Origin of the sequence: Pseudooceanicola algae (genome assembly GCF_003590145.2) — a bacterium.
Lineage (GTDB): Bacteria > Pseudomonadota > Alphaproteobacteria > Rhodobacterales > Rhodobacteraceae > Pseudooceanicola > Pseudooceanicola algae.
Genome location: NZ_CP060437.1, coordinates 130,068 through 147,833, shown reverse-complemented (window position 1 = coordinate 147,833; position 17,766 = coordinate 130,068). Strand labels below are relative to the sequence as shown.

General features: G+C 64.6%; 13 protein-coding genes. 8 read left to right on the top strand and 5 right to left on the bottom strand.

Going from position 1 to position 17,766, the window contains the following annotated elements; translation table 11 throughout:
* The first annotated feature begins 9 nt into the window (after window positions 1-9).
* A complete protein-coding gene (locus tag PSAL_RS18220; protein ID WP_119840451.1) occupies window positions 10-1,650 on the top strand; it encodes a thiamine pyrophosphate-binding protein in 1,641 nt (546 codons plus the stop codon).
* A 63-nt stretch (window positions 1,651-1,713) separates the two neighbouring features.
* On the opposite strand, the gene PSAL_RS18215 is transcribed toward PSAL_RS18220, so the two are convergent.
* Both PSAL_RS18215 and PSAL_RS18210 read right to left on the bottom strand, forming a co-directional pair.
* Complete coding sequence (locus PSAL_RS18215) at window positions 1,714-2,460, bottom strand: class II aldolase/adducin family protein (protein WP_119840452.1); 747 nt, start codon at window positions 2,458-2,460, stop codon at window positions 1,714-1,716.
* Window positions 2,457-3,605, bottom strand: coding sequence for a TauD/TfdA family dioxygenase (locus PSAL_RS18210; protein ID WP_119840453.1), 1,149 nt, complete (start codon window positions 3,603-3,605; stop codon window positions 2,457-2,459). The genes PSAL_RS18215 and PSAL_RS18210 overlap by 4 nt, the downstream gene beginning before the upstream one ends.
* A 134-nt stretch (window positions 3,606-3,739) precedes the next feature.
* Between PSAL_RS18210 and PSAL_RS18205 the strand changes: the two genes are divergently transcribed.
* The 7 genes from PSAL_RS18205 to PSAL_RS18175 all read left to right on the top strand — a co-directional run bounded on the left by PSAL_RS18205 (window position 3,740) and on the right by PSAL_RS18175 (window position 13,302).
* Entirely contained in the window at window positions 3,740-4,630 is an 891-nt protein-coding gene (locus PSAL_RS18205) for a LysR substrate-binding domain-containing protein (protein ID WP_119840454.1), read from the top strand.
* A gap of 370 nt (window positions 4,631-5,000) precedes the next feature.
* Window positions 5,001-6,998 carry a CocE/NonD family hydrolase gene (locus PSAL_RS18200; RefSeq protein ID WP_119840455.1) on the top strand — a complete coding sequence of 666 codons (1,998 nt, stop codon included), beginning with the start codon at window positions 5,001-5,003 and terminating at the stop codon, window positions 6,996-6,998.
* Between the two features lie 78 nt (window positions 6,999-7,076).
* The gene (locus PSAL_RS18195; protein ID WP_119840456.1) at window positions 7,077-8,666 is read left to right on the top strand and encodes an ABC transporter substrate-binding protein; all 1,590 of its coding nucleotides are present in this window, start codon (window positions 7,077-7,079) and stop codon (window positions 8,664-8,666) included.
* A 1-nt stretch (window position 8,667) separates the two neighbouring features.
* A complete protein-coding gene (locus PSAL_RS18190; RefSeq protein ID WP_231388705.1) occupies window positions 8,668-9,630 on the top strand; it encodes an ABC transporter permease in 963 nt (320 codons plus the stop codon).
* Window positions 9,627-10,445: an ABC transporter permease gene (locus tag PSAL_RS18185; RefSeq protein ID WP_119840457.1), complete on the top strand. Its 819-nt coding sequence runs from the start codon at window positions 9,627-9,629 to the stop codon at window positions 10,443-10,445. The genes PSAL_RS18190 and PSAL_RS18185 overlap by 4 nt, the downstream gene beginning before the upstream one ends.
* Window positions 10,438-12,069, top strand: coding sequence for an ABC transporter ATP-binding protein (locus PSAL_RS18180; protein WP_119840458.1), 1,632 nt, complete (start codon window positions 10,438-10,440; stop codon window positions 12,067-12,069). The genes PSAL_RS18185 and PSAL_RS18180 overlap by 8 nt, the downstream gene beginning before the upstream one ends.
* A 228-nt stretch (window positions 12,070-12,297) precedes the next feature.
* On the top strand, window positions 12,298-13,302 hold the full coding sequence (locus PSAL_RS18175; RefSeq protein WP_119840459.1) for an NAD(P)-dependent oxidoreductase: 1,005 nt from the start codon (window positions 12,298-12,300) through the stop codon (window positions 13,300-13,302).
* Between the two features lie 93 nt (window positions 13,303-13,395).
* Here the strand turns inward: PSAL_RS18175 and PSAL_RS18170 are convergent, their stop codons facing one another.
* From PSAL_RS18170 to PSAL_RS18160, 3 genes are read right to left on the bottom strand one after another with little or no spacing between them, the layout of a single operon-like run.
* Window positions 13,396-14,838 (bottom strand): aldehyde dehydrogenase family protein, encoded by a 1,443-nt coding sequence (locus PSAL_RS18170; protein WP_119840460.1) that lies wholly within the window; start codon window positions 14,836-14,838, stop codon window positions 13,396-13,398.
* 12 nt (window positions 14,839-14,850) lie between these two features.
* On the bottom strand, window positions 14,851-16,059 hold the full coding sequence (locus PSAL_RS18165; RefSeq protein WP_119840461.1) for a mandelate racemase/muconate lactonizing enzyme family protein: 1,209 nt from the start codon (window positions 16,057-16,059) through the stop codon (window positions 14,851-14,853).
* Window positions 16,060-16,083: 24 nt separating this feature from the next.
* Window positions 16,084-17,685, bottom strand: coding sequence for a GMC family oxidoreductase (locus PSAL_RS18160; protein WP_119840462.1), 1,602 nt, complete (start codon window positions 17,683-17,685; stop codon window positions 16,084-16,086).
* Window positions 17,686-17,766: the final 81 nt, after the last annotated feature.

The following is a 17,766-nucleotide window of genomic DNA, read 5'->3' as shown; positions in this document are numbered from 1 at the left end:
AGAGAAGACATGAAAGATACGGTACCAACAATGCATGGCGGCGCCCTGCTGGTGAACTGCCTTGCCGAACAGGGCGTCAAACGGGTGTTCTGCATCCCCGGCGAAAGCTTTCTTGCCGCGCTGGACGGGTTGCACGACAGCGGCATCGAAACCGTCGTCGCCCGCCAGGAAGGCGGGGCGGCCATGATGGCTGAAGCCGCCGGCAAGATGACCGGCGCGCCCGGCGTGGCCTTCGTCACCCGTGGACCCGGCGCAACCAACGCCAGTGCCGGCGTCCATGTCGCCTTCCAGGACAGCACGCCCATGGTCCTGTTTGTCGGTCAGGTCGCCAGCGATCAGCGGGATCGCGAAGCCTTTCAGGAGGTCGACTACCGCCAGATGTTCGCGCCGCTCGCCAAATGGGTCGCGGAAATCGACCGCGCCGACCGTATCCCGGAATATGTCAGCCACGCCTTCCATGTCGCGCAGAACGGCCGCCCCGGCCCCGTCGTGCTGGCCCTGCCCGAGGACATGCTGTCCGGCCCGGCCAGCGGAACGCCCCTTGCCCCCGCCGTTCTGACATCCGGCAAAGCCGCCGAAGACGACATTGCCGCCGTGCTCGACCGCCTTGAGGCCGCCGAGCGCCCGCTGGTCATCGTGGGCGGTGGCGGCTGGTCTGCCGAAGCCGCGGTGGCGATCGGCAATTTTGCTGAAACCATGGGGCTACCGGTCGGCGCCTCGTTCCGCTGCCAGGACTACCTTGACAATCGCCACCCGAATTACGTCGGGGACGTGGGTATCGGCATCAACCCGGCGCTGTCGCAACGGGTGCGGGACGCCGATGTTATCTTGTCGCTTGGGGCCCGGCTGGGGGAAATGACGACCTCCGGCTATACCCTGCTCGAGGTGCCGCAGCCGAAACAGGCCCTGCTGCATGTCCATGCCGATCCTGACGAGTTGGGCCGCGTCTACCGCCCCGAACTGGCCGTGGCCGCCCGCCCCGGCCCCTTCGCGATCCAGTTGGCCGCCGCCGCACGCGCGCGCAATGGCGGCGACTGGCTGACCGGCGCAAGGGCCGATTACACAGATTGGCAGGTCCCGCAGGAAACCCCCGGCACCCTGAAGATGGAGAACGTCATCACCTGCCTGAACGAGATGCTCGGCGATGATGCGGTGCTGACCAATGGTGCCGGGAATTACTCCGCCTGGCTGCATCGCTACTATCGTTATCGCGGCTGGCGCACGCAGCTTGCCCCGACCAGCGGGACCATGGGCTATGGCCTGCCTGCCGCCATCGCCGCCAAGCTGGAAAACTCGCAGGCAGAGTCGATCTGTCTGGCAGGGGATGGCTGTTTCCAGATGGTCAGCCAGGAATTCGGCACCGCCTGCGAACAGGGCGCGAATGTGATCGTGCTGCTGTGCGACAACGGCATGTACGGAACGATCCGGATGCACCAGCAACGACATTATCCGCAGCGCCCCTCTGGGACCTCGATGAAGAACCCCGACTTCGCGGCCCTGGCGCGCAGCTATGGCGGCTTCGGCGCGACGGTCACAACGGATGCCGAATTCGCCCCCGCACTGAAGGCCGCCCGCGCCGCCAATCTGCCCGCGATCCTGCACCTGAAGACGGACCCCAGGGCGCTGTCGCCGAAAATGCTTCTGGAATAGGGTCAGACGCCTCGGAAGATCCTGAAACGCGGGCCGGCATCCCAACCGGCCCGTTTCTTTGCCTCAGGCCCCGACCGGAAGCGGCGGCAAGGTGCTGCGCTGATAGGCAAAGTGCTTTTCCGCCATGCCCCGGTAGGCACGCCAGCCATCCGCGGTGTTCTGAGCCACCGCATCCGACAGTACCGCAAGCGGCGCGCCGGTGGACCGGGCCAGGATCAGGGTCTGCGCGGCTTTTTCGAAAAAATAGAGATCCTCGAAGGCATCCGCGACCGTTTCTCCGACGATGGTGACGCCGTGGTTCCCCATCACCAGCACGGATTTGTCGCCGATCGCATCGGCAATCCGCTCGCCCTCTTCCTCGGCATCGGCAATGCCGCCGAAGGCCAGGTCATAGGCGACCCGCCCGTGGAAACGCGCGGTATTGTTGTCGATTGGAACCATGGCGGGATCGGCAAGACAGGCCAGCGCCGTCGCATAGGGCGAATGGGCATGCAGGATGACCCGCGCCTCGGGCAGCCGGCGGTGCAGCGTGCCATGCACACACCAGGCCGAGGCATCCGGCGCGCCGGGCCGGTCCAGAACCGACTTGTCGCGGCTGTCGAGCAGCAGCAGATCCTCGGGCGCGATGGTCGCGAAATGCTGCCAGCAGGCGTTCAGAAGGAACTGCTGGCCATCCGCCGAAACGGCTGCGCTGAAATGGTTGCCGACGCTCTCGCTCCAGCCAAGGGCATGGCAGATGCGAAAGGCATCCGACAGATCCTGGCGCAGGGAAAGATCGGCATCGGGGAGGCTGGAAACGGGCGCGTTCATTCCTTGAACCGCCCTTCGCTGACCAGGGCACGATAGGTCGACCGCATCTCGCTGCGATCCACATAGCAGCCTCGCAGGTAGCGGTCCCCGCTGGTCGCGGAATAGGCGGCGCGCCCATGCACGATGCGGTGATTGTCAAAGACCATGCATTCACCGCCCTTCATAAGGAAATGCATCACGTATTTCTCTTCCTGCAACATCCGCCCGAAGCGGCAGAAGGCCGGATAATAATCGTCGAGCACCTTCTGGTCGAGGTCGAAGATATCCGCCATGTGCTGGCTGATCGTCAGACCTGAAACCGCCCCGTGCTGATCCAGCTCGATCACCGTCTGGCGCGACCGGGCATCATAGGTGTCATGTTCGCAGAAGAAGGGGATCTCGGTCTCCGACAGCAGCTTGAAGCCTTCCGGGTCGCGGGTGCGGAAGTCGTTCGCCACGGCGACACCATCGGCATAAAGGCTCTCTCCGCCCTCCACCGTGTTGGCGCGGCAATGCAGGAACTGGATGCCCGGCGCGAATTCCTCGGCGGGGGTGTCGGTGTGCAGCTCCAGCGCGCCGGCAGTATAGGCGGTGTTGGTCGGCTTGATATGGGTGCGCACGTCGAAATAGGTGCCAAAGAAGGTCGGGCGCACGAAACCGATCAGCTCGGCGGTCTGGGTCAGACCTTCGTCGCTGTCGGGCATGTCGCTGACAATGGCAAAGCCGTGCACCAGCAGGGATTCGATCCATGCCGCGCGGGCCTTGGGGTCCGCAACCAACTGGGGCTGCGAGAAGCGCGGCACCGACGGGTAGTGATCGCTGAACCAGGCCACGCGCTCCATGTCGGCCGGGTCGCGGCGCGGTTTGCCCGTGCCATAGGTGGACAGCCATTCGACCGGGGTCTGCGTGACCTCGTCTTCGTCCTGCCAGCTGACGACCAGCATGTCGCCCTGAACCTCGGCATGGGTCGCGCGGGGCGCGGTGTCGAGATGGAAGATGTCGAAGCTGCGTTCGCGCGTCACCGTGCTGAAGGAGCCAAGGCAATTGTCGCGCAGCCAATAGTAATTGAAGTAGTACGACTGACCGTCGGACAGGAGGATATCCAGGCCTTTTTCACCTAGCGAGGTAACGGTCGACGCAATCATCGACGGGCTGAGATCGTTCATTTGCTGTTCTCTCGGCGTTTCTGGATGTAAGGGGGAGAAGAGGGTTTCATTGCCCCGAGCATCCCACGAGATACGGATTGACGACAGATCGGTTCGTATGAAGACAATATAAGTCGCAGCTTAAGCTGGAGCCCATGGACCGCCTGCCCCCCCTTCGCCTTCTCGTGACCTTCGAAGCCCTGTCGCGGCATGGCTCGATGCGCGATGCCGCCGCCCGGCTGAACGTGACCCAACCCGCGGTCAGCCAGGCGCTCCGCGCGCTTGAGGAACACGTGGGGGTCGCGTTGATCGATAGGTCGGTGCGCCCCGCCCGGCTGACCGAAGCGGGCGAGATGCTGGCCCGGGCCGTGCGCGAAGGGCTGGCGCGGATCTCGGCCACGCTAGAAGATATCCGGGCGCTCAATACCGAAGACGAACGCCAGGTGACCCTGTCCTGCACGCTTGGCATGGCGACCTATTGGCTGATGCCGCGTCTGCCGTCATTTTATGCACGCCACCCCGAGATCACGGTGAACGTCCAGGCGCCGGCCACGGATCTGCCGGTGCTGACACCGGGGATCGACGTGGCCCTGCGCTATGGCACCGGCGGCTGGCGCGAGGGGCTGACACGCAAGCTGTTTGACGAGCTGATCTGTCCGGTCGGCGCTCCCGCCCTGATAGAACGCCTGCTGGCGGATGGCATCGGCCTCGCCACGGCACCCTTGATTCATGTCCGCAGCCCGCATAATCAGCACTGGGCCGGTTGGGAGGATTACTTGCAGGCATGCGGCACCTCGCGCCCTCGCGGTGGCGGGCAGAGTTTCAACAATTACGTACAGGCCGCGCAGGCGGTTTACGACGGACGTGGTTTGATGCTGGGCTGGCGCTCGATCACCGGGCGCGCCGTCCAGGAAGGCGCGTTGAAGCTTTGGCCGGGCGGCACCGTGGATCTCGGGACGGCCTATTATGTGACCACGACCAGCGTGCCGTCGCAGGATACGCGCGCTTTCGTCGATTGGGTCTGCGAGGAAACAGATAGACAATGATCCCGATGCAGACCATCACCGGGCTGCGTGACCCCAGCGTGCCAAGGACTCCGGCCGGGTTTCTGGCCCAAGCAGATCGACCCCATTGGGGCAAATGTCATTGCTTTACTGAGTTTTTGATCTGTCTCAGGTTCATCGCCAACCCCAGAACAACAAAGAGAGCCGAAGGCCGTGCGCCAGACGAAAACCGAAAATATCGCCCCAGACGCATTGAGGCCCGGTCCCCGTCAAAGCACGTTCCTGCCCCGTTGGAAATCGCCCGCTGGCCAGGCCGGCCTTTCGATCACGCGGTGCCACCCTTGAAGGCGCCCGGCCTGATACACGCGCCCCGCCGTCAACACCGCGCGACCCGCAGCCGGAGGGCCGGCTGATGACCGCAACCCCAGGCCACCCCCGCCCGATCACCGAAACCGAAGACCTGCGCATCGCGCTGTCGGATGGATGTCACCTGTCGGCGCGCCTCTGGATGCCCAAGGACGCGGCAAGCGATCCGGTCCCGGTCATCCTGGAATACATCCCCTACCGCAAACGCGACGGCACCGCGGCGCGCGATGCCCTGATGCACCCCTATTTCGCCGCCCATGGCTATGCCGCCGTGCGGGTCGATATCCGCGGATCCGGCGACAGCGATGGCCTGCTCGAAGACGAATATTCCGCTCAGGAGCTTTCCGATGCCTGCGAGGTGATCGCCTGGCTTGCCGCCCAGCCCTGGTGTTCGGGCAGCGTCGGAATGATGGGAAAAAGCTGGGGCGGCTTCAATTGCCTGCAAACGGCGGCCCTGCGGCCCCCCGCGCTGAAGGCCGTGGTGACGGTCTGTTCGGCGGCCGACCGGTTCGCGGATGACATCCACTACAAGGGCGGCTGCCTGCTGGGGGAAAACTTCGGCTGGGGGACCCTGATGCTGTCCTACATGGCCCGGCCGCCCGATCCGACCCTGCGCCCCGACTGGCGCGAAGAATGGCTGAAGCGGTTGGACGGACTGGAATACCTCGCCCCGCGCTGGACCGAACACCAGGCGCGGGACGACTACTGGAAACACGGATCGGTCTGCGAAGACTACGCCGCGATCGCCGCGCCGGTGCTGGCCTTCGGGGGCTGGGCCGACAATTACATGAACACCGTCCCCAAGCTGGTCGGCAACCTGTCGGTGCCCTGCAAGGGGATCATCGGACCCTGGGGCCACCAATATGCCCATACCGCCGAACCCGGCCCGCAGATCGGCTTTCTGCAAGAGGCGCTGCGCTGGTGGGATCGCTGGCTGAAAGACGTGCCGAACGGCGCTGAAAACGACCCGGACATGCGCAGCTACATGCTGGATTCCGCTGCCCCCGATGCCTGCACGCCGCATCGCGCCGGGCATTGGGTCGCGACACCCGACTGGCGCAACCGCCCGCAGAAGACGACACGCCTGCATCTGACCGATGCGGGGCTGGGCGACGAGGCCGCGCCCCTGTCCGCAACCGTGCAGACCCCCCAGCACCTGGGCCTTTTCGCCGGCGAGTTCTTTCCGCTTGGCCAGAATGCCGAATTGCCCGGCGATCAGGCACCGGATGATGCGCTGTCGACCTGCTTCGACGGCGCGCCGCTAGACGCACCGATGGCTCTTCTGGGCGCGGCCGACCTGCACCTGCGCCTGACCTCGGATGCGCCCCGCGCGCATCTGGTGGCGCGGCTTTGCGATGTGGCGCCGGACGGATCCTCGGTGCGGATCGCCCACGGGATGATGAACCTTTGCCACCGCGACGACACCTCGGCGCCTGCCGATGTGCCCACGGACGGCCCCTTCGACGTGGTGCTGCGCCTCGATCACATGGCCTATCGACTGGCCGCCGGGCACCAGCTGCGGATCGCGCTGTCGACGACCTACTGGCCCTTCATCTGGCCAACGCCGACCGCGACGCGGCTGACGCTGCATTCGGGTCACCTTGCCCTGCCCCTGCACAGCGGCGGCACGGACGACGAATGGCAGTTCCCGGCGCCCGAAAGCGCGGCGCCCTGGCGGTTCCGCCAGCACAGCCCCGCCGATGCGTCACGCCGGATCGACCATGACCTGATCACCGGCCAACGCAGCCTGATCGTGACCGAGGACAGCGGCGATGCCGAAGACCTCGACCATGGCCTGATCTCTGGCGAAACCAGCACCGAGCGCTGGACGATCACCCCTGACGCCCCCCTGTCCGCCAAGGCGGAAATCACATGGGAACAGCGCCTGTCGCGGGGTGATTGGGGCGTCCGAATCCAGGTCGAGGCACAGATGCAGGCCGACGGCGACACCTTCTCCCTGAAAGCCCGGCTAAGGGCCTTCGAAAACGAGCAGGAGATATACGCGCGGGACTACGACGAACCAGTGCCCCGGCGCCATGGATAGGGACAGACAGCCCCGAACATGCGCCGCCGGGCGACGCGGAAAACCATCAATTCAACAACAAGAACAGGGAAAAAAGACATGAACGACAAAGTGAAGAACCTTCGTGGCACGACGGCCCTGCCGGGCCTCAGCCGCCGTAGCTTCCTGGGGCGCGCTTCGGCGGCAGCCCTGACCGTGGCGGGTGCGAACCTGATGCTGGCCGGCAAGGCCCATGCCCAGGAACCCGTCAAGGGCGGCACGCTCAAGATGGGCATCGGCGGCGGCGAAAGCACCGACAGCCTTGATCCGGCCCTGGCCGCAAACGCGGTGACCTTCCACCTGCTGCGCACCTTCGGCGAAACCCTTGTCGACGTCACCCCCGACGGCTCGCTCGACATGCGCCTGGCCGAAGAAATCGACAGCTCTGAAGATGCCATGACCTGGCGCTTCAAGATCCGTCAGGGCGTCGAATTCCACGACGGCTCGATCCTGTCGCCCGACGACGTGCTTGCCACGCTGGAACGCCATTCGGATGCGGAATCGCAATCCGGCGCGCTTGGCATCATGCAGGGCATCGATTCGATGAGCGTCGATGGCGACTGGCTGATCGTGAACCTGGTTTCGGCCAACGCCGACCTGCCCTACCTGTTCTCGGACTACCACCTGCAGATCCAGCCGAACGGCGGGCGCGACGATCCGGCGACCACCATCGGGGCCGGTGCCTACAAGATCGTCAGCCACGAGGCCGGCGTGCGTTATACCTTCGAAAAGCACGAGAACTACTGGGATGACACGCGGGGCCATTACGATGGCGTCGAGTTCCTCGTCATCAACGATTCCACCGCCCGGATGGCCGCGCTGCAATCGGGTCAGGTGCATATCGCCAACCGCGTCGAACCCAAGGTCGCCGGCCTGCTGTCGCGCGCACCCAACATCGACATCAAGAATGTCTCGGGTCGTGGGCATTACGTCTTCAACATGCATTGCGATACCGCACCCTTCGACAACAAGGACCTGCGTCTGGCGCTGAAATACGCCATCAACCGTCAGGAAATGGTCGACAAGATCCTTCAGGGCTATGGCACGATCGGCAACGACATTCCGATCAACTCGGCCTATCCGCTGTTCGACGACAGCCTGCCGCAGCGCGCCTACGATATCGAAAAGGCTGCCGAACACTACAAGGCCTCCGGCCATGATGGCAGCCCGATCGTCCTCAAGGTCGCCGATGGTGCCTTCCCCGGCGCCGTCGATGCCGCAGCCCTGTTCCAGCAATCCGCCGCCGCCGCCGGCATTCCGCTGGAAATCCAGCGCGTGCCCAACGATGGCTACTGGTCCGAAGTCTGGAACGTCGAACCCTTCTGCGCCTCCTACTGGGGCGGCCGTCCAGTGCAGGACCAGATGTATTCGACCGCCTTCCTGTCGACTGCGGACTGGAACGACACCCGTTTTTCCAACGAGGAATTCGACGCGCTGCTGCTTGAGGCACGTGCCGAACTGGACGAGGAAAAGCGCATCGGTCTCTACGCCCAGATGGCCGAAATCCTGCACGAGGAAGGCGGCGTGATCTGCCCGATGTTCAACGATTTCGTCGAAGGCATGACCACGGACCTTCAGGGCTGGGTCGTCGATGGCGGACAGGACACGATGAACGGCCTCGCACCGCACAAGACCTGGTTGGTCGGCTGACGTGCTAGGACATCCAATCCTTAAACTTCTGGCCCAGCGTATCACGCTGGGCCTGCTGCTGCTGCTGGCGGCATCGGTGCTGATCTTCATGGGCACCGAGATCCTGCCGGGCGACGTGGCCCAGTCAATCCTAGGGCAAAGCGCCACTCCCCAGGCGCTGGCCAATCTTCGCGAACAGCTGGGCATGAACGAACCGGCGACGACGCGCTATTTCGAATGGCTTTTCGGTGTCCTGCACGGGGATCTCGGAACCGCGCTGACGAATGGTCAGGATATCGCCACGGCCATGGCCGCGCGGCTTTCCAACACGCTGTTCCTGGCCTGTTCGGCAGCCGTGATCGCCGTGCCGCTTGCCATCATCCTCGGCGTGATCGCGGTGCGCTATCGCGGGCAATGGCCCGACAAACTGATCTCGGGCATCACGCTGACCTCGGTGTCGATCCCGGAATTCATGCTGGGCTACATCGCGATGTACTTCCTGACGGTGAAGTTCCGGCTGCTGCCCTCCGTCTCGACGATCCACGAAGGCATGAGCCTGATGGACAAGTTCGAAGCGATCGCCATCCCGGTCCTCGTGCTGGTGCTGGTGGTGCTGGGCCACATGATGCGGATGACACGCGCCGCCATCCTGAACGTCATGCAGTCAGCCTATATCGAAACCGCCGAGCTGAAGGGCCTGCGCCCGATCACCGTGATCGCGCGCCACGCCTTTCCCAATGCCATCGCGCCGGTGGTCAATGTCGTCATGATCAACCTCGCCTATCTCGTGGTCGGGGTCGTCGTGGTCGAGGTCGTCTTCGTCTTTCCCGGCATGGGGCAATATCTGGTCGACCATGTGACCAAGCGTGACGTGCCCGTCGTCCAGGCCTGCGGTCTGGTGTTCGCCGCCGTCTATATCGGCCTGAACATGCTGGCCGACATTGTTTCCATCCTTTCCAATCCACGTCTGAGGCATCGCAAATGAGGCGCATCCCCCTATCCGCCCTCATCGGGCTGCTCTTCGTGGCCCTGTATTTCATCGGCGCGATCTTCGCGGGTCTCATCGCGCCCTATGGCATGGCCGAGGTCGTCGGCGACGTCTGGGAACCTGCATCGGCGCAGCATTGGCTGGGCACCGACAGCATCGGGCGCGATCTTCTCAGCCGTCTGATCTATGGCGGGCAGACCACGATCCTGATTGCCACCGCCGCCACCCTGCTCAGCTTTACCGTCGGGGCCACCCTGGGCCTGACGGCCGCCGTCATGGGCGGTTGGGCCGATCAGGCGCTGTCGCGTTTCATCGACCTGATCATGTCCATCCCGGCGCTGATCTTTGCGCTTGTGGTCCTGTCGGTGATGCCGGTGACCATCGGTGTGCTGATCCTCGTCATGGGGCTGCTCGATTCCACCCGCGTCTTCCGGCTTAGCCGCGCGGTCGCCGTCGATATCAACGTCATGGATTATGTCGAGGCCGCAAAACTGCGCGGCGAAGGCAACAGATGGGTGATCTTCCACGAGATCCTGCCAAATGCCCTGTCGCCGCTGGTGGCCGAAATGGGCCTGCGTTTCATCTTCATGGTGCTGTTCATTTCGACGCTGTCGTTCCTCGGCCTTGGCGTGCAACCGCCGCTGGCGGATTGGGGCGGCATCGTGAAGGAGAACAAGGACGGGATCATCTACGGCATTCCCGCCGCACTGATCCCCGCCTTCGCCATCGCGACGCTGGCCATTTCGGTCAACCTCGTGGCGGACTGGATCCTGAACATGACCACCAGCCTGAAAGGGGGCCGCGATGGATGATATCCTTCTGGACGTCCGAGACCTTAAGATCGGCGCGACTGTCTATCCGGCCGGCGAAGCGCCGAAGGACTTCACCATCGTGCATGGCGTGTCCTTCAAGCTGGCAAAGGGCAAGGTGCTGGGGCTGATCGGTGAATCCGGCGCGGGCAAGTCCACCATCGGACTGTCTGCAATGGCCTATGGACGCGGCGGCGTGCGGATCACCGGGGGCCAAGTGCTGCTGAACGGCCGCGACATCCTGGCCGAGGGGCCGCAGGGCCTGCGCGCCCTGCGCGGCGGAGAGGTCACCTATGTCGCCCAATCCGCCGCGGCCGCCTTCAACCCGGCGATGCGGCTGATCGACCAGGTTGTCGAAACCACCGTCCGCCGAGGCCTTGCCGACCGGGCAGAGGCCGAAAAGCGCGCCGTCGACCTGTTCCGCCAACTGGGCCTGCCCAATCCCGAGACCATCGGCAAACGCTATCCGCATCAGGTCTCCGGCGGGCAGTTGCAGCGCGTCATGACGGCGATGGCGCTTTGCCCGCGCCCGTCGCTGGTGGTCTTCGACGAACCCACCACGGCGCTGGACGTGACGACCCAGATCGACGTGCTTGCCGCGATCAAGAAGGCGATCCGTGAAACCGGCGTTGCCGCGCTCTATATCACCCATGACCTTGCGGTGGTGGCCCAGGTCTCGGACGAGATCATGGTGCTCAAGAGCGGGCAGACCGTCGAACACGGCGATGTGCGTCAGATCATCGAGGCCCCGCGCGAAGACTACACCCGCGCGCTGGTCTCCGTCCGCTCCATCGACCACGAAGGCAAGCCGCCCGCACCGGACCCCCTGCTGCAGATCAGCCACCTGACCGCACGCTACCGGGGCCTGCGTCAGGATGTGCTCAGCAATGTCTCGGTCGAGATCGCACAGGGCCAGACCCTTGCGGTCGTCGGGGAAAGCGGTTCGGGCAAATCGACCCTGGCGCGCGCGATTACCGGCCTGCTGACCCCGTCGGAGGGCGAAATCACCTTTGCCGGGCGCAAGCTGTCGGACAAGCTGGAAACCCGGTCCCGCGACGATCTGCGCGAATTGCAGATGATCTACCAGATGGCCGATGTCGCGATGAACCCGCGTCAGACCGTCGGCACGATCATCGGCCGGCCGCTGGAGTTCTACTTCGGCCTGCGCGGCGAAAAGAAGCGCAAGCGCGTGCAGGAGCTTCTTGAGCAGATCGAGATGGGCAGCAACTTCATCGACCGCTATCCGGCCGAATTGTCGGGGGGCCAGAAACAGCGTGTCTGCATCGCCCGCGCCCTGGCCGCCAAGCCCCGGCTGATCATCTGCGACGAGGTCACCTCGGCGCTGGATCCGCTGGTAGCAGATGGCATCCTGAAGCTGTTGCTGAACCTGCAGGCACAGGAAGACGTGGCCTACATGTTCATCACCCACGATCTGGCCACGGTGCGCGCCATCGCCGACAGCATCGCGGTCATGCACCGGGGCAAGGTCGTGCGCTACGGCCCAAGGGCTCAGGTGCTTTCCCCGCCCTTCGACGATTACACCGACCTGCTGCTGGCCTCTGTCCCCGAGATGAAGGTCGGCTGGCTGGAAACCGTCATCGAGGACCGTAGCGGCACACCGGCCTAGGCCCGCGCCCCTCGACACCCTCGCCCGCTGCCGGATCAGGCTGGCGGGCGAGGGTCATCACGCCCCCGGCGCATTGCCACGTCGCCGCGACGACCTGCCCGCAACAGAACTGCCCGCAACAGAACTGGCCCCATTGGGCCAAATGCCGTTGCTTTACTGATTTTTGGATCTGCCTCAGGCTGGACCACGAAAATCAGGCTCCATACCTCACACAAGGATACTATCCATATGAAAATCGGCTTCGTCGGTCTTGGCAATGTTGGCGGCAAACTTGCAGGCAGTTTGCTTAGAAACGGTTTCGACCTTACCGTCCTTGATCTTGACGAAGCGCTGGTGGCGAAATTCGCCGCCCTCGGCGCGAAACCCGGCACCGACCCGCTGACCCTGATGCAGGATTGCGACGCGGTCATCACCTGTCTGCCCTCGCCCGCCGCCTCGGCGCTGGTAGTCGAAGCGATGCTGCCGGCAGTCACCGCCGACAAGATCTGGATGGAGATGTCGACGACCGACGCCGGCGAGGTCAAGCGCCTGTCGGATCTGGTCAAGGCACAGGGCGGATCGGCCATGGAATGCCCGGTTTCTGGCGGCTGCCACCGGGCCGACACCGGCAATATCTCGATCTTCGCGGGCTGCGACCGCGCCACCTTCGAGCGCATGTTGCCGACCCTGACGACCCTTGGTCGCCGGGTCCTGCACACCGGCGATATCGGCACCGCCTCGGTCCTGAAGGTCATGACCAACTACCTGGCCACCGCCAACCTGCTGACCTGCTGCGAGGCGCTGGTAACCATGAAGGCCGCCGGAATGGACCTGAACACGACCTACGAGGCGATGAAGATTTCCTCCGGGACCTCTTTCGTGCATGAAACCGAAAGCCAGGTCATCCTGAACGGCTCGCGCGACATTTCCTTCACCATGGACCTGGTGAAGAAGGACATCGGCCTGTTCCAGAAGATCGCCGATCAGGCCGGCGTGCCGCTGGAAATCAGCCCGCTGATGGTCGAGATCTTCAACGACGGCATCGCCCGCTTTGGCGAACGCGAACTGTCGCCCAACATCATCCGCCGTCTCGAAGAAGCCACCGGCCTGTCCATCACCGCGCCGGGCTTCCCCACCGAGATGACCGACGACGAACCCGAAGAGCAGGGCTACGAGGTGATCCCGACCGGTCTGGCGGCCCCGCTTGCCACGCTTCTGGCGGCACAGGGCAAGGCGCAATCCGCCGCGGAGTGACCGCCTGCCCCCGTTCCGGGGCCAGCACAAACAGGAAAGGGCGCAAGATCACTCTTGCGCCCGTTTTCCGTTTTGCAGTGGGGTTTATCCGCTTCAGACCGCGAAGGGCGGGCGCACCTTGACCTCAAGGTAGTCTTCCAGACCAAAGCGACCGCCTTCACGCCCATTGCCCGATTGCTTGAAGCCACCGAAGGGCGAACCGTAGTCCGTTCCGCGCCCGTTGATATGGATACCGCCCGCCCGCAGACGGCGCGCGACGCGCAGGGCGCGGGCCTCGTCCCCGGTCGACAGATAGGCATCAAGGCCATAATCGGTGTCATTGGCCAGGGCGATCGCCTCTTCTTCAGTGTCGAAGGGGGCCATCACCAGCACCGGGCCAAAGATCTCTTCCCGCCACAGGGTCATCTCGGGCGTGACGTCGGCAAAGATCGTCGGGCGGACGAACCAGCCGGTTTCCAATCCCTGCGACAGGCCTTCGGGACGTCCCGGCCCTCCGGCAAGCAGGCGCGTGCCCTCGTCGAGGCCCTTCTGGATCATCGCCTGCACGCGGTCATACTGGATCTGATCGAACAACGGGCCGATGTGATCACCCTCCAGTGCGGGATCATCGACCACCTGGGCCTCTGCCGCGCTGCGCGCAACCTCGAGCGCGCGGTCATAGGCGCTGCGTTCCACCAGCATCCGGGTAGGCGCATTGCAGGACTGGCCGGTATTGTCGAAACACTCGGCCACGCCTTCGGCCACGCGGGCATCCACATCGGCATCCGCGAAGATGACGTTGGGGGATTTCCCGCCCAGTTCCAGCGTCACGCGCTTGATCGTGGCGGCCGCATCCCGCGACACCGCACTGCCCGCGCGGGTCGACCCGGTAAAGGACATCATCGCGACATCCTTGTGCGTCGACAGCGCCGAGCCAACCGTGGGACCCGCCCCGTAGACCAGGTTGAAGACACCTGCGGGATAGCCCGCCTCGTGGATGATCTCGGCATAGATCTGCGCGGAGAGCGGCGTATGCTCGGACGGTTTCAGGACGCAGGTCGCCCCGGTCGCCAGCGCCGGCAACACCTTGAGCGCGATCTGGTTGATCGGCCAGTTCCAGGGCGTGATCAGCCCGCAAACCCCGATGGGCTCGTAGCTGACGATATCGCCATTGGGCAGGGTCTCTTGCTCGTCGTGGGCCTCGAGCGCGGTGATGAAGGCTTCCAGGTGGCCGATACCGGCATCGGCCTGCACCGCACGCGACATGGTGGAAGGGGCGCCCATTTCCATGGTGATCGCCCGCGCCAGGTCATCCAGCCGCGCCCGCGTGACCTCGGCCAGGCGGCGCAGCAGGGCAAGGCGCTCTTCCTTGCTGGTCAGCGAAAAGGTCTCGAAGGCGGCCTTGGCGGCGGCAACGGCCTTGTCGACATCCGCCGCATTGCCAAGCGAGACGACCCCGACCTTGGCATTGGTCGATGGCGTCAGGATCGGCATGTCCTCGGGTGCGTCAGGGGCGACCCATTCACCGTTGATATAGAATTTGTCTAGCGTAATCATGTTCTTCCTCCGTCAGGGGGTGACGTGCGACTGATCCATGTTCAGATGGAGGTCGGTTTCGGTATAGGGCATCCGCGCAATCGCCTCGTCGTCCAGCTCCAGCCCAAGACCGGGTTTGCGTGACGGGATGACATAGCCGTCTTCCCAATCGATGCCACCCTTCACGGCCTGCATGTAGGGACCATCGAACGTGCCGATGCTTTCCAGGATCAGGAAATTGGGCGAACAGGTGGCGATCTGGATATTGGCGGCGGCGACGATGGGTCCGCAGTACAGGTGCGGCGCGATCTGGGCCTGCCGGGTTTCGGCCATCCCGGCGATCTTCTTGGCCTCCAGCAGGCCACCGACGCGGCCAAGGTTCATCTGCAGGATCGAGGCCGCGCCGGTTTCCAGCAGCCGCGCGAATTCGTACTTGGTGCACAGCCGCTCGCCTGCCGCCACGGGGATGGAGGTAAAGGCGGCGACCTGCGCCATGTCGGCGGGGCTTTCGGGGGGCAGTGGCTCCTCGAACCACAAGGGATCAAAGGGTTCCAGCGCCCGCGCCATGCGCTTGGCGCCGGACACGGTGAACTGCCCATGGGTGCCGAACAGCAGATCGGCCCGGTCACCCACGGCGGCGCGGATTTCGCGGCAGAAGGCGACGCTGAGGCTGATGTCCTCAAGCCGGGGCTGGTGACCGTCAAAGATCGTATAGGGACCGGCGGGGTCGAATTTCAGCGCCGTGAAGCCCTGATCGCACATGTCCGACGCGATCTGCGCCGCGATGCCGGGGTCGTTGTAGCTGTTGGGCATGTCCGGGTCGGGATAGACATCACCGGCCTGCGGATAGATATAGGAATAGCTGCGCAGCCGGTCATGCACACGGCCCCCCAGCAGGTCGTAGACCGGCTTGTCGGCGGCCTTGCCGAGGATGTCCCAACAGGCCATCTCGAGCCCGCTGAAAGTACCCATCACGCTGACATCCGGACGATGCGTGAACCCCGCGCCATAGGCCTTGCGGAACAGCAATTCGACCTGCTGCGGATCGGCGCCTTCGAAATGCCGCGCGAACATGTCGCGTGCCATGGCGCAGCAGACATCCGGGCCGAAGGTCGCGTTGTAGATCTCGCCCACCCCGGTGATGCCGCATGCGGTCGTCAGTCGCACGAAGATGAAATAGCGCCCGCCATGGCGGGGCGGGGCATTGCCCACCACGAAGGTTTCCAGTTTCTCGAGGCGCATCAGCCCTCCCTTGTCCGGTACGGGTCAACCCGCATCCTGTAGAATCAGATCCGCCGCCCTGAGGGCAAGCATCATCGTCGGCGCATTGGTATTGCCTGAGGTGATATTTGGAAACGCCGAAGCATCCACCACCCGCAGGCCCGCCACGCCATGGACCTTCAGCCGCGCGTCGATCACCGAATCCTGCGCCCCCTGCCCCATCCGGCAGGTGCAGGTCGGGTGATAGACGGTCGAGGCCCGGTTGCGGAATTCGTCCAGCATCGCCGCTTCGTCCATCGTATCGAGGGACGGCAGCTTGGCCCCGGCCGTCACCGACCGCAGCGTACTTGTCTGCGACAGCGCGAACAGGATGCGGCTGGCGCGAATGGCCGCCGTCCGGTCCGCCTCTGTCGCCAGCGAATTGGGGCGGATCGCCGGGGCGTCCATGTGATGTCCCGTGCGGATCCGGACCGAGCCGCGACTTGTCGGGCGGCAGGGCTGCGCTGACAGCAGATAGCCCGGATCGCGATCAAGTTCGATCTTGCCTTCAGGTGTGACCTCATAAGAGGCGGGGTTGCAGAACAACTGCACATCCGGCACCGCCGCCGCCGCATGGGACCGGACGAAGCCGCCGACCTGATTGACCGGCACCGCCAGCGGGCCGCGCCGCGTCAGGATATAGCGGAGTCCCGCCGCCAGCCGCCCCGTGCGCCGCCCGAGAATGGCGTTCAGGGTCTTTTGCGAGGCGCGGAACTGATAGGAAACCGCCAGGTGATCCTGCAACCCTTCGCCCACTTGCGGCAGATCCTGGCGCACCTCGATCCCCTGCGATTTCAGCAGGTCCGCAGGCCCCAGCCCCGACAGCTGCAACAGCTGTGGCGAATTGATGGCCCCGGCGCTCAGGATGACTTCCTTGCGGGCGACAACACGGTGCGTCTGGCCGCCCTGCTCATAGGTCAGCCCGCTTGCCCGCGCGCCGTCGAAGTCCAGCCGCACCACATGGGCGTGTTCTTCCAGCGTCAGGTTCTGCCGCTTCAGCGCCGGGCGCAGGAAGGCATCGGCAGCGGACCAGCGCATTCCGTTGCGCACATTGCTACGGTAGAAGCCCAGCCCTTCGGTCTGTTCCTGATTGATATCGTCCAGCGTGCGATAGCCGGCCTCACGGGCAGCAGCCAGGAAGTGATGCGAAAAGGGGTTCATCTGGTCGCTCAGGTTCTGGACCCAGACCGGGCCGCCGCTTTGCGGCCTGTCGGACTGCGTCTCCATCCGGGCATAGGCCGCGCGCACCGCCGCCCAGTCCCAGCCTGCCGCCCCCGCGGCGGACCAATCATCGAAATCATGCGCCTGGCCGCGCACATAGGCCATGGCGTTGATCGAGCTGCAGCCCCCGATGACCCGACCGCGCGGCCAATAGCTGGCGCGCCCGTTCAGGGTGTCCTCCGCGTCCGTGTGATAGCCCCAGTTCAGCGCCGGATTGGCATAGTTGACGGCATATCCGACCGGCACCTTGACCCAGAACCGCCGATCGCTGCCGCCCGCTTCCAGCACCAGGACCCGCAGGGAAGGGTTCTCTGAAAGGCGGTTGGCCAGCACGCAGCCCGCCGATCCCGCCCCGACGATTACATAGTCGTAGTCCTTGCTCTTCATCGCATCGCCTTCCCCATGGCGCCTTCGCCCGCCCCCTCAGGAAGACAGCAGCCTGTCGGAAGTACAAACAACGGCTTTGAC

Bases quoted from the DNA above. Each gene is read 5' to 3' on its own strand.
- PSAL_RS18220 (WP_119840451.1), top strand. From the start codon at position 10: ATGAAAGATACGGTACCAACAATGCATGGCGGCGCCCTGCTGGTGAAC.
- PSAL_RS18215 (WP_119840452.1), bottom strand. From the start codon at position 2,460: ATGAACGCGCCCGTTTCCAGCCTCCCCGATGCCGATCTTTCCCTGCGC.
- PSAL_RS18210 (WP_119840453.1), bottom strand. From the start codon at position 3,605: ATGAACGATCTCAGCCCGTCGATGATTGCGTCGACCGTTACCTCGCTA.
- PSAL_RS18205 (WP_119840454.1), top strand. From the start codon at position 3,740: ATGGACCGCCTGCCCCCCCTTCGCCTTCTCGTGACCTTCGAAGCCCTG.
- PSAL_RS18200 (WP_119840455.1), top strand. From the start codon at position 5,001: ATGACCGCAACCCCAGGCCACCCCCGCCCGATCACCGAAACCGAAGAC.
- PSAL_RS18195 (WP_119840456.1), top strand. From the start codon at position 7,077: ATGAACGACAAAGTGAAGAACCTTCGTGGCACGACGGCCCTGCCGGGC.
- PSAL_RS18185 (WP_119840457.1), top strand. From the start codon at position 9,627: ATGAGGCGCATCCCCCTATCCGCCCTCATCGGGCTGCTCTTCGTGGCC.
- PSAL_RS18180 (WP_119840458.1), top strand. From the start codon at position 10,438: ATGGATGATATCCTTCTGGACGTCCGAGACCTTAAGATCGGCGCGACT.
- PSAL_RS18175 (WP_119840459.1), top strand. From the start codon at position 12,298: ATGAAAATCGGCTTCGTCGGTCTTGGCAATGTTGGCGGCAAACTTGCA.
- PSAL_RS18170 (WP_119840460.1), bottom strand. From the start codon at position 14,838: ATGATTACGCTAGACAAATTCTATATCAACGGTGAATGGGTCGCCCCT.
- PSAL_RS18165 (WP_119840461.1), bottom strand. From the start codon at position 16,059: ATGCGCCTCGAGAAACTGGAAACCTTCGTGGTGGGCAATGCCCCGCCC.
- PSAL_RS18160 (WP_119840462.1), bottom strand. From the start codon at position 17,685: ATGAAGAGCAAGGACTACGACTATGTAATCGTCGGGGCGGGATCGGCG.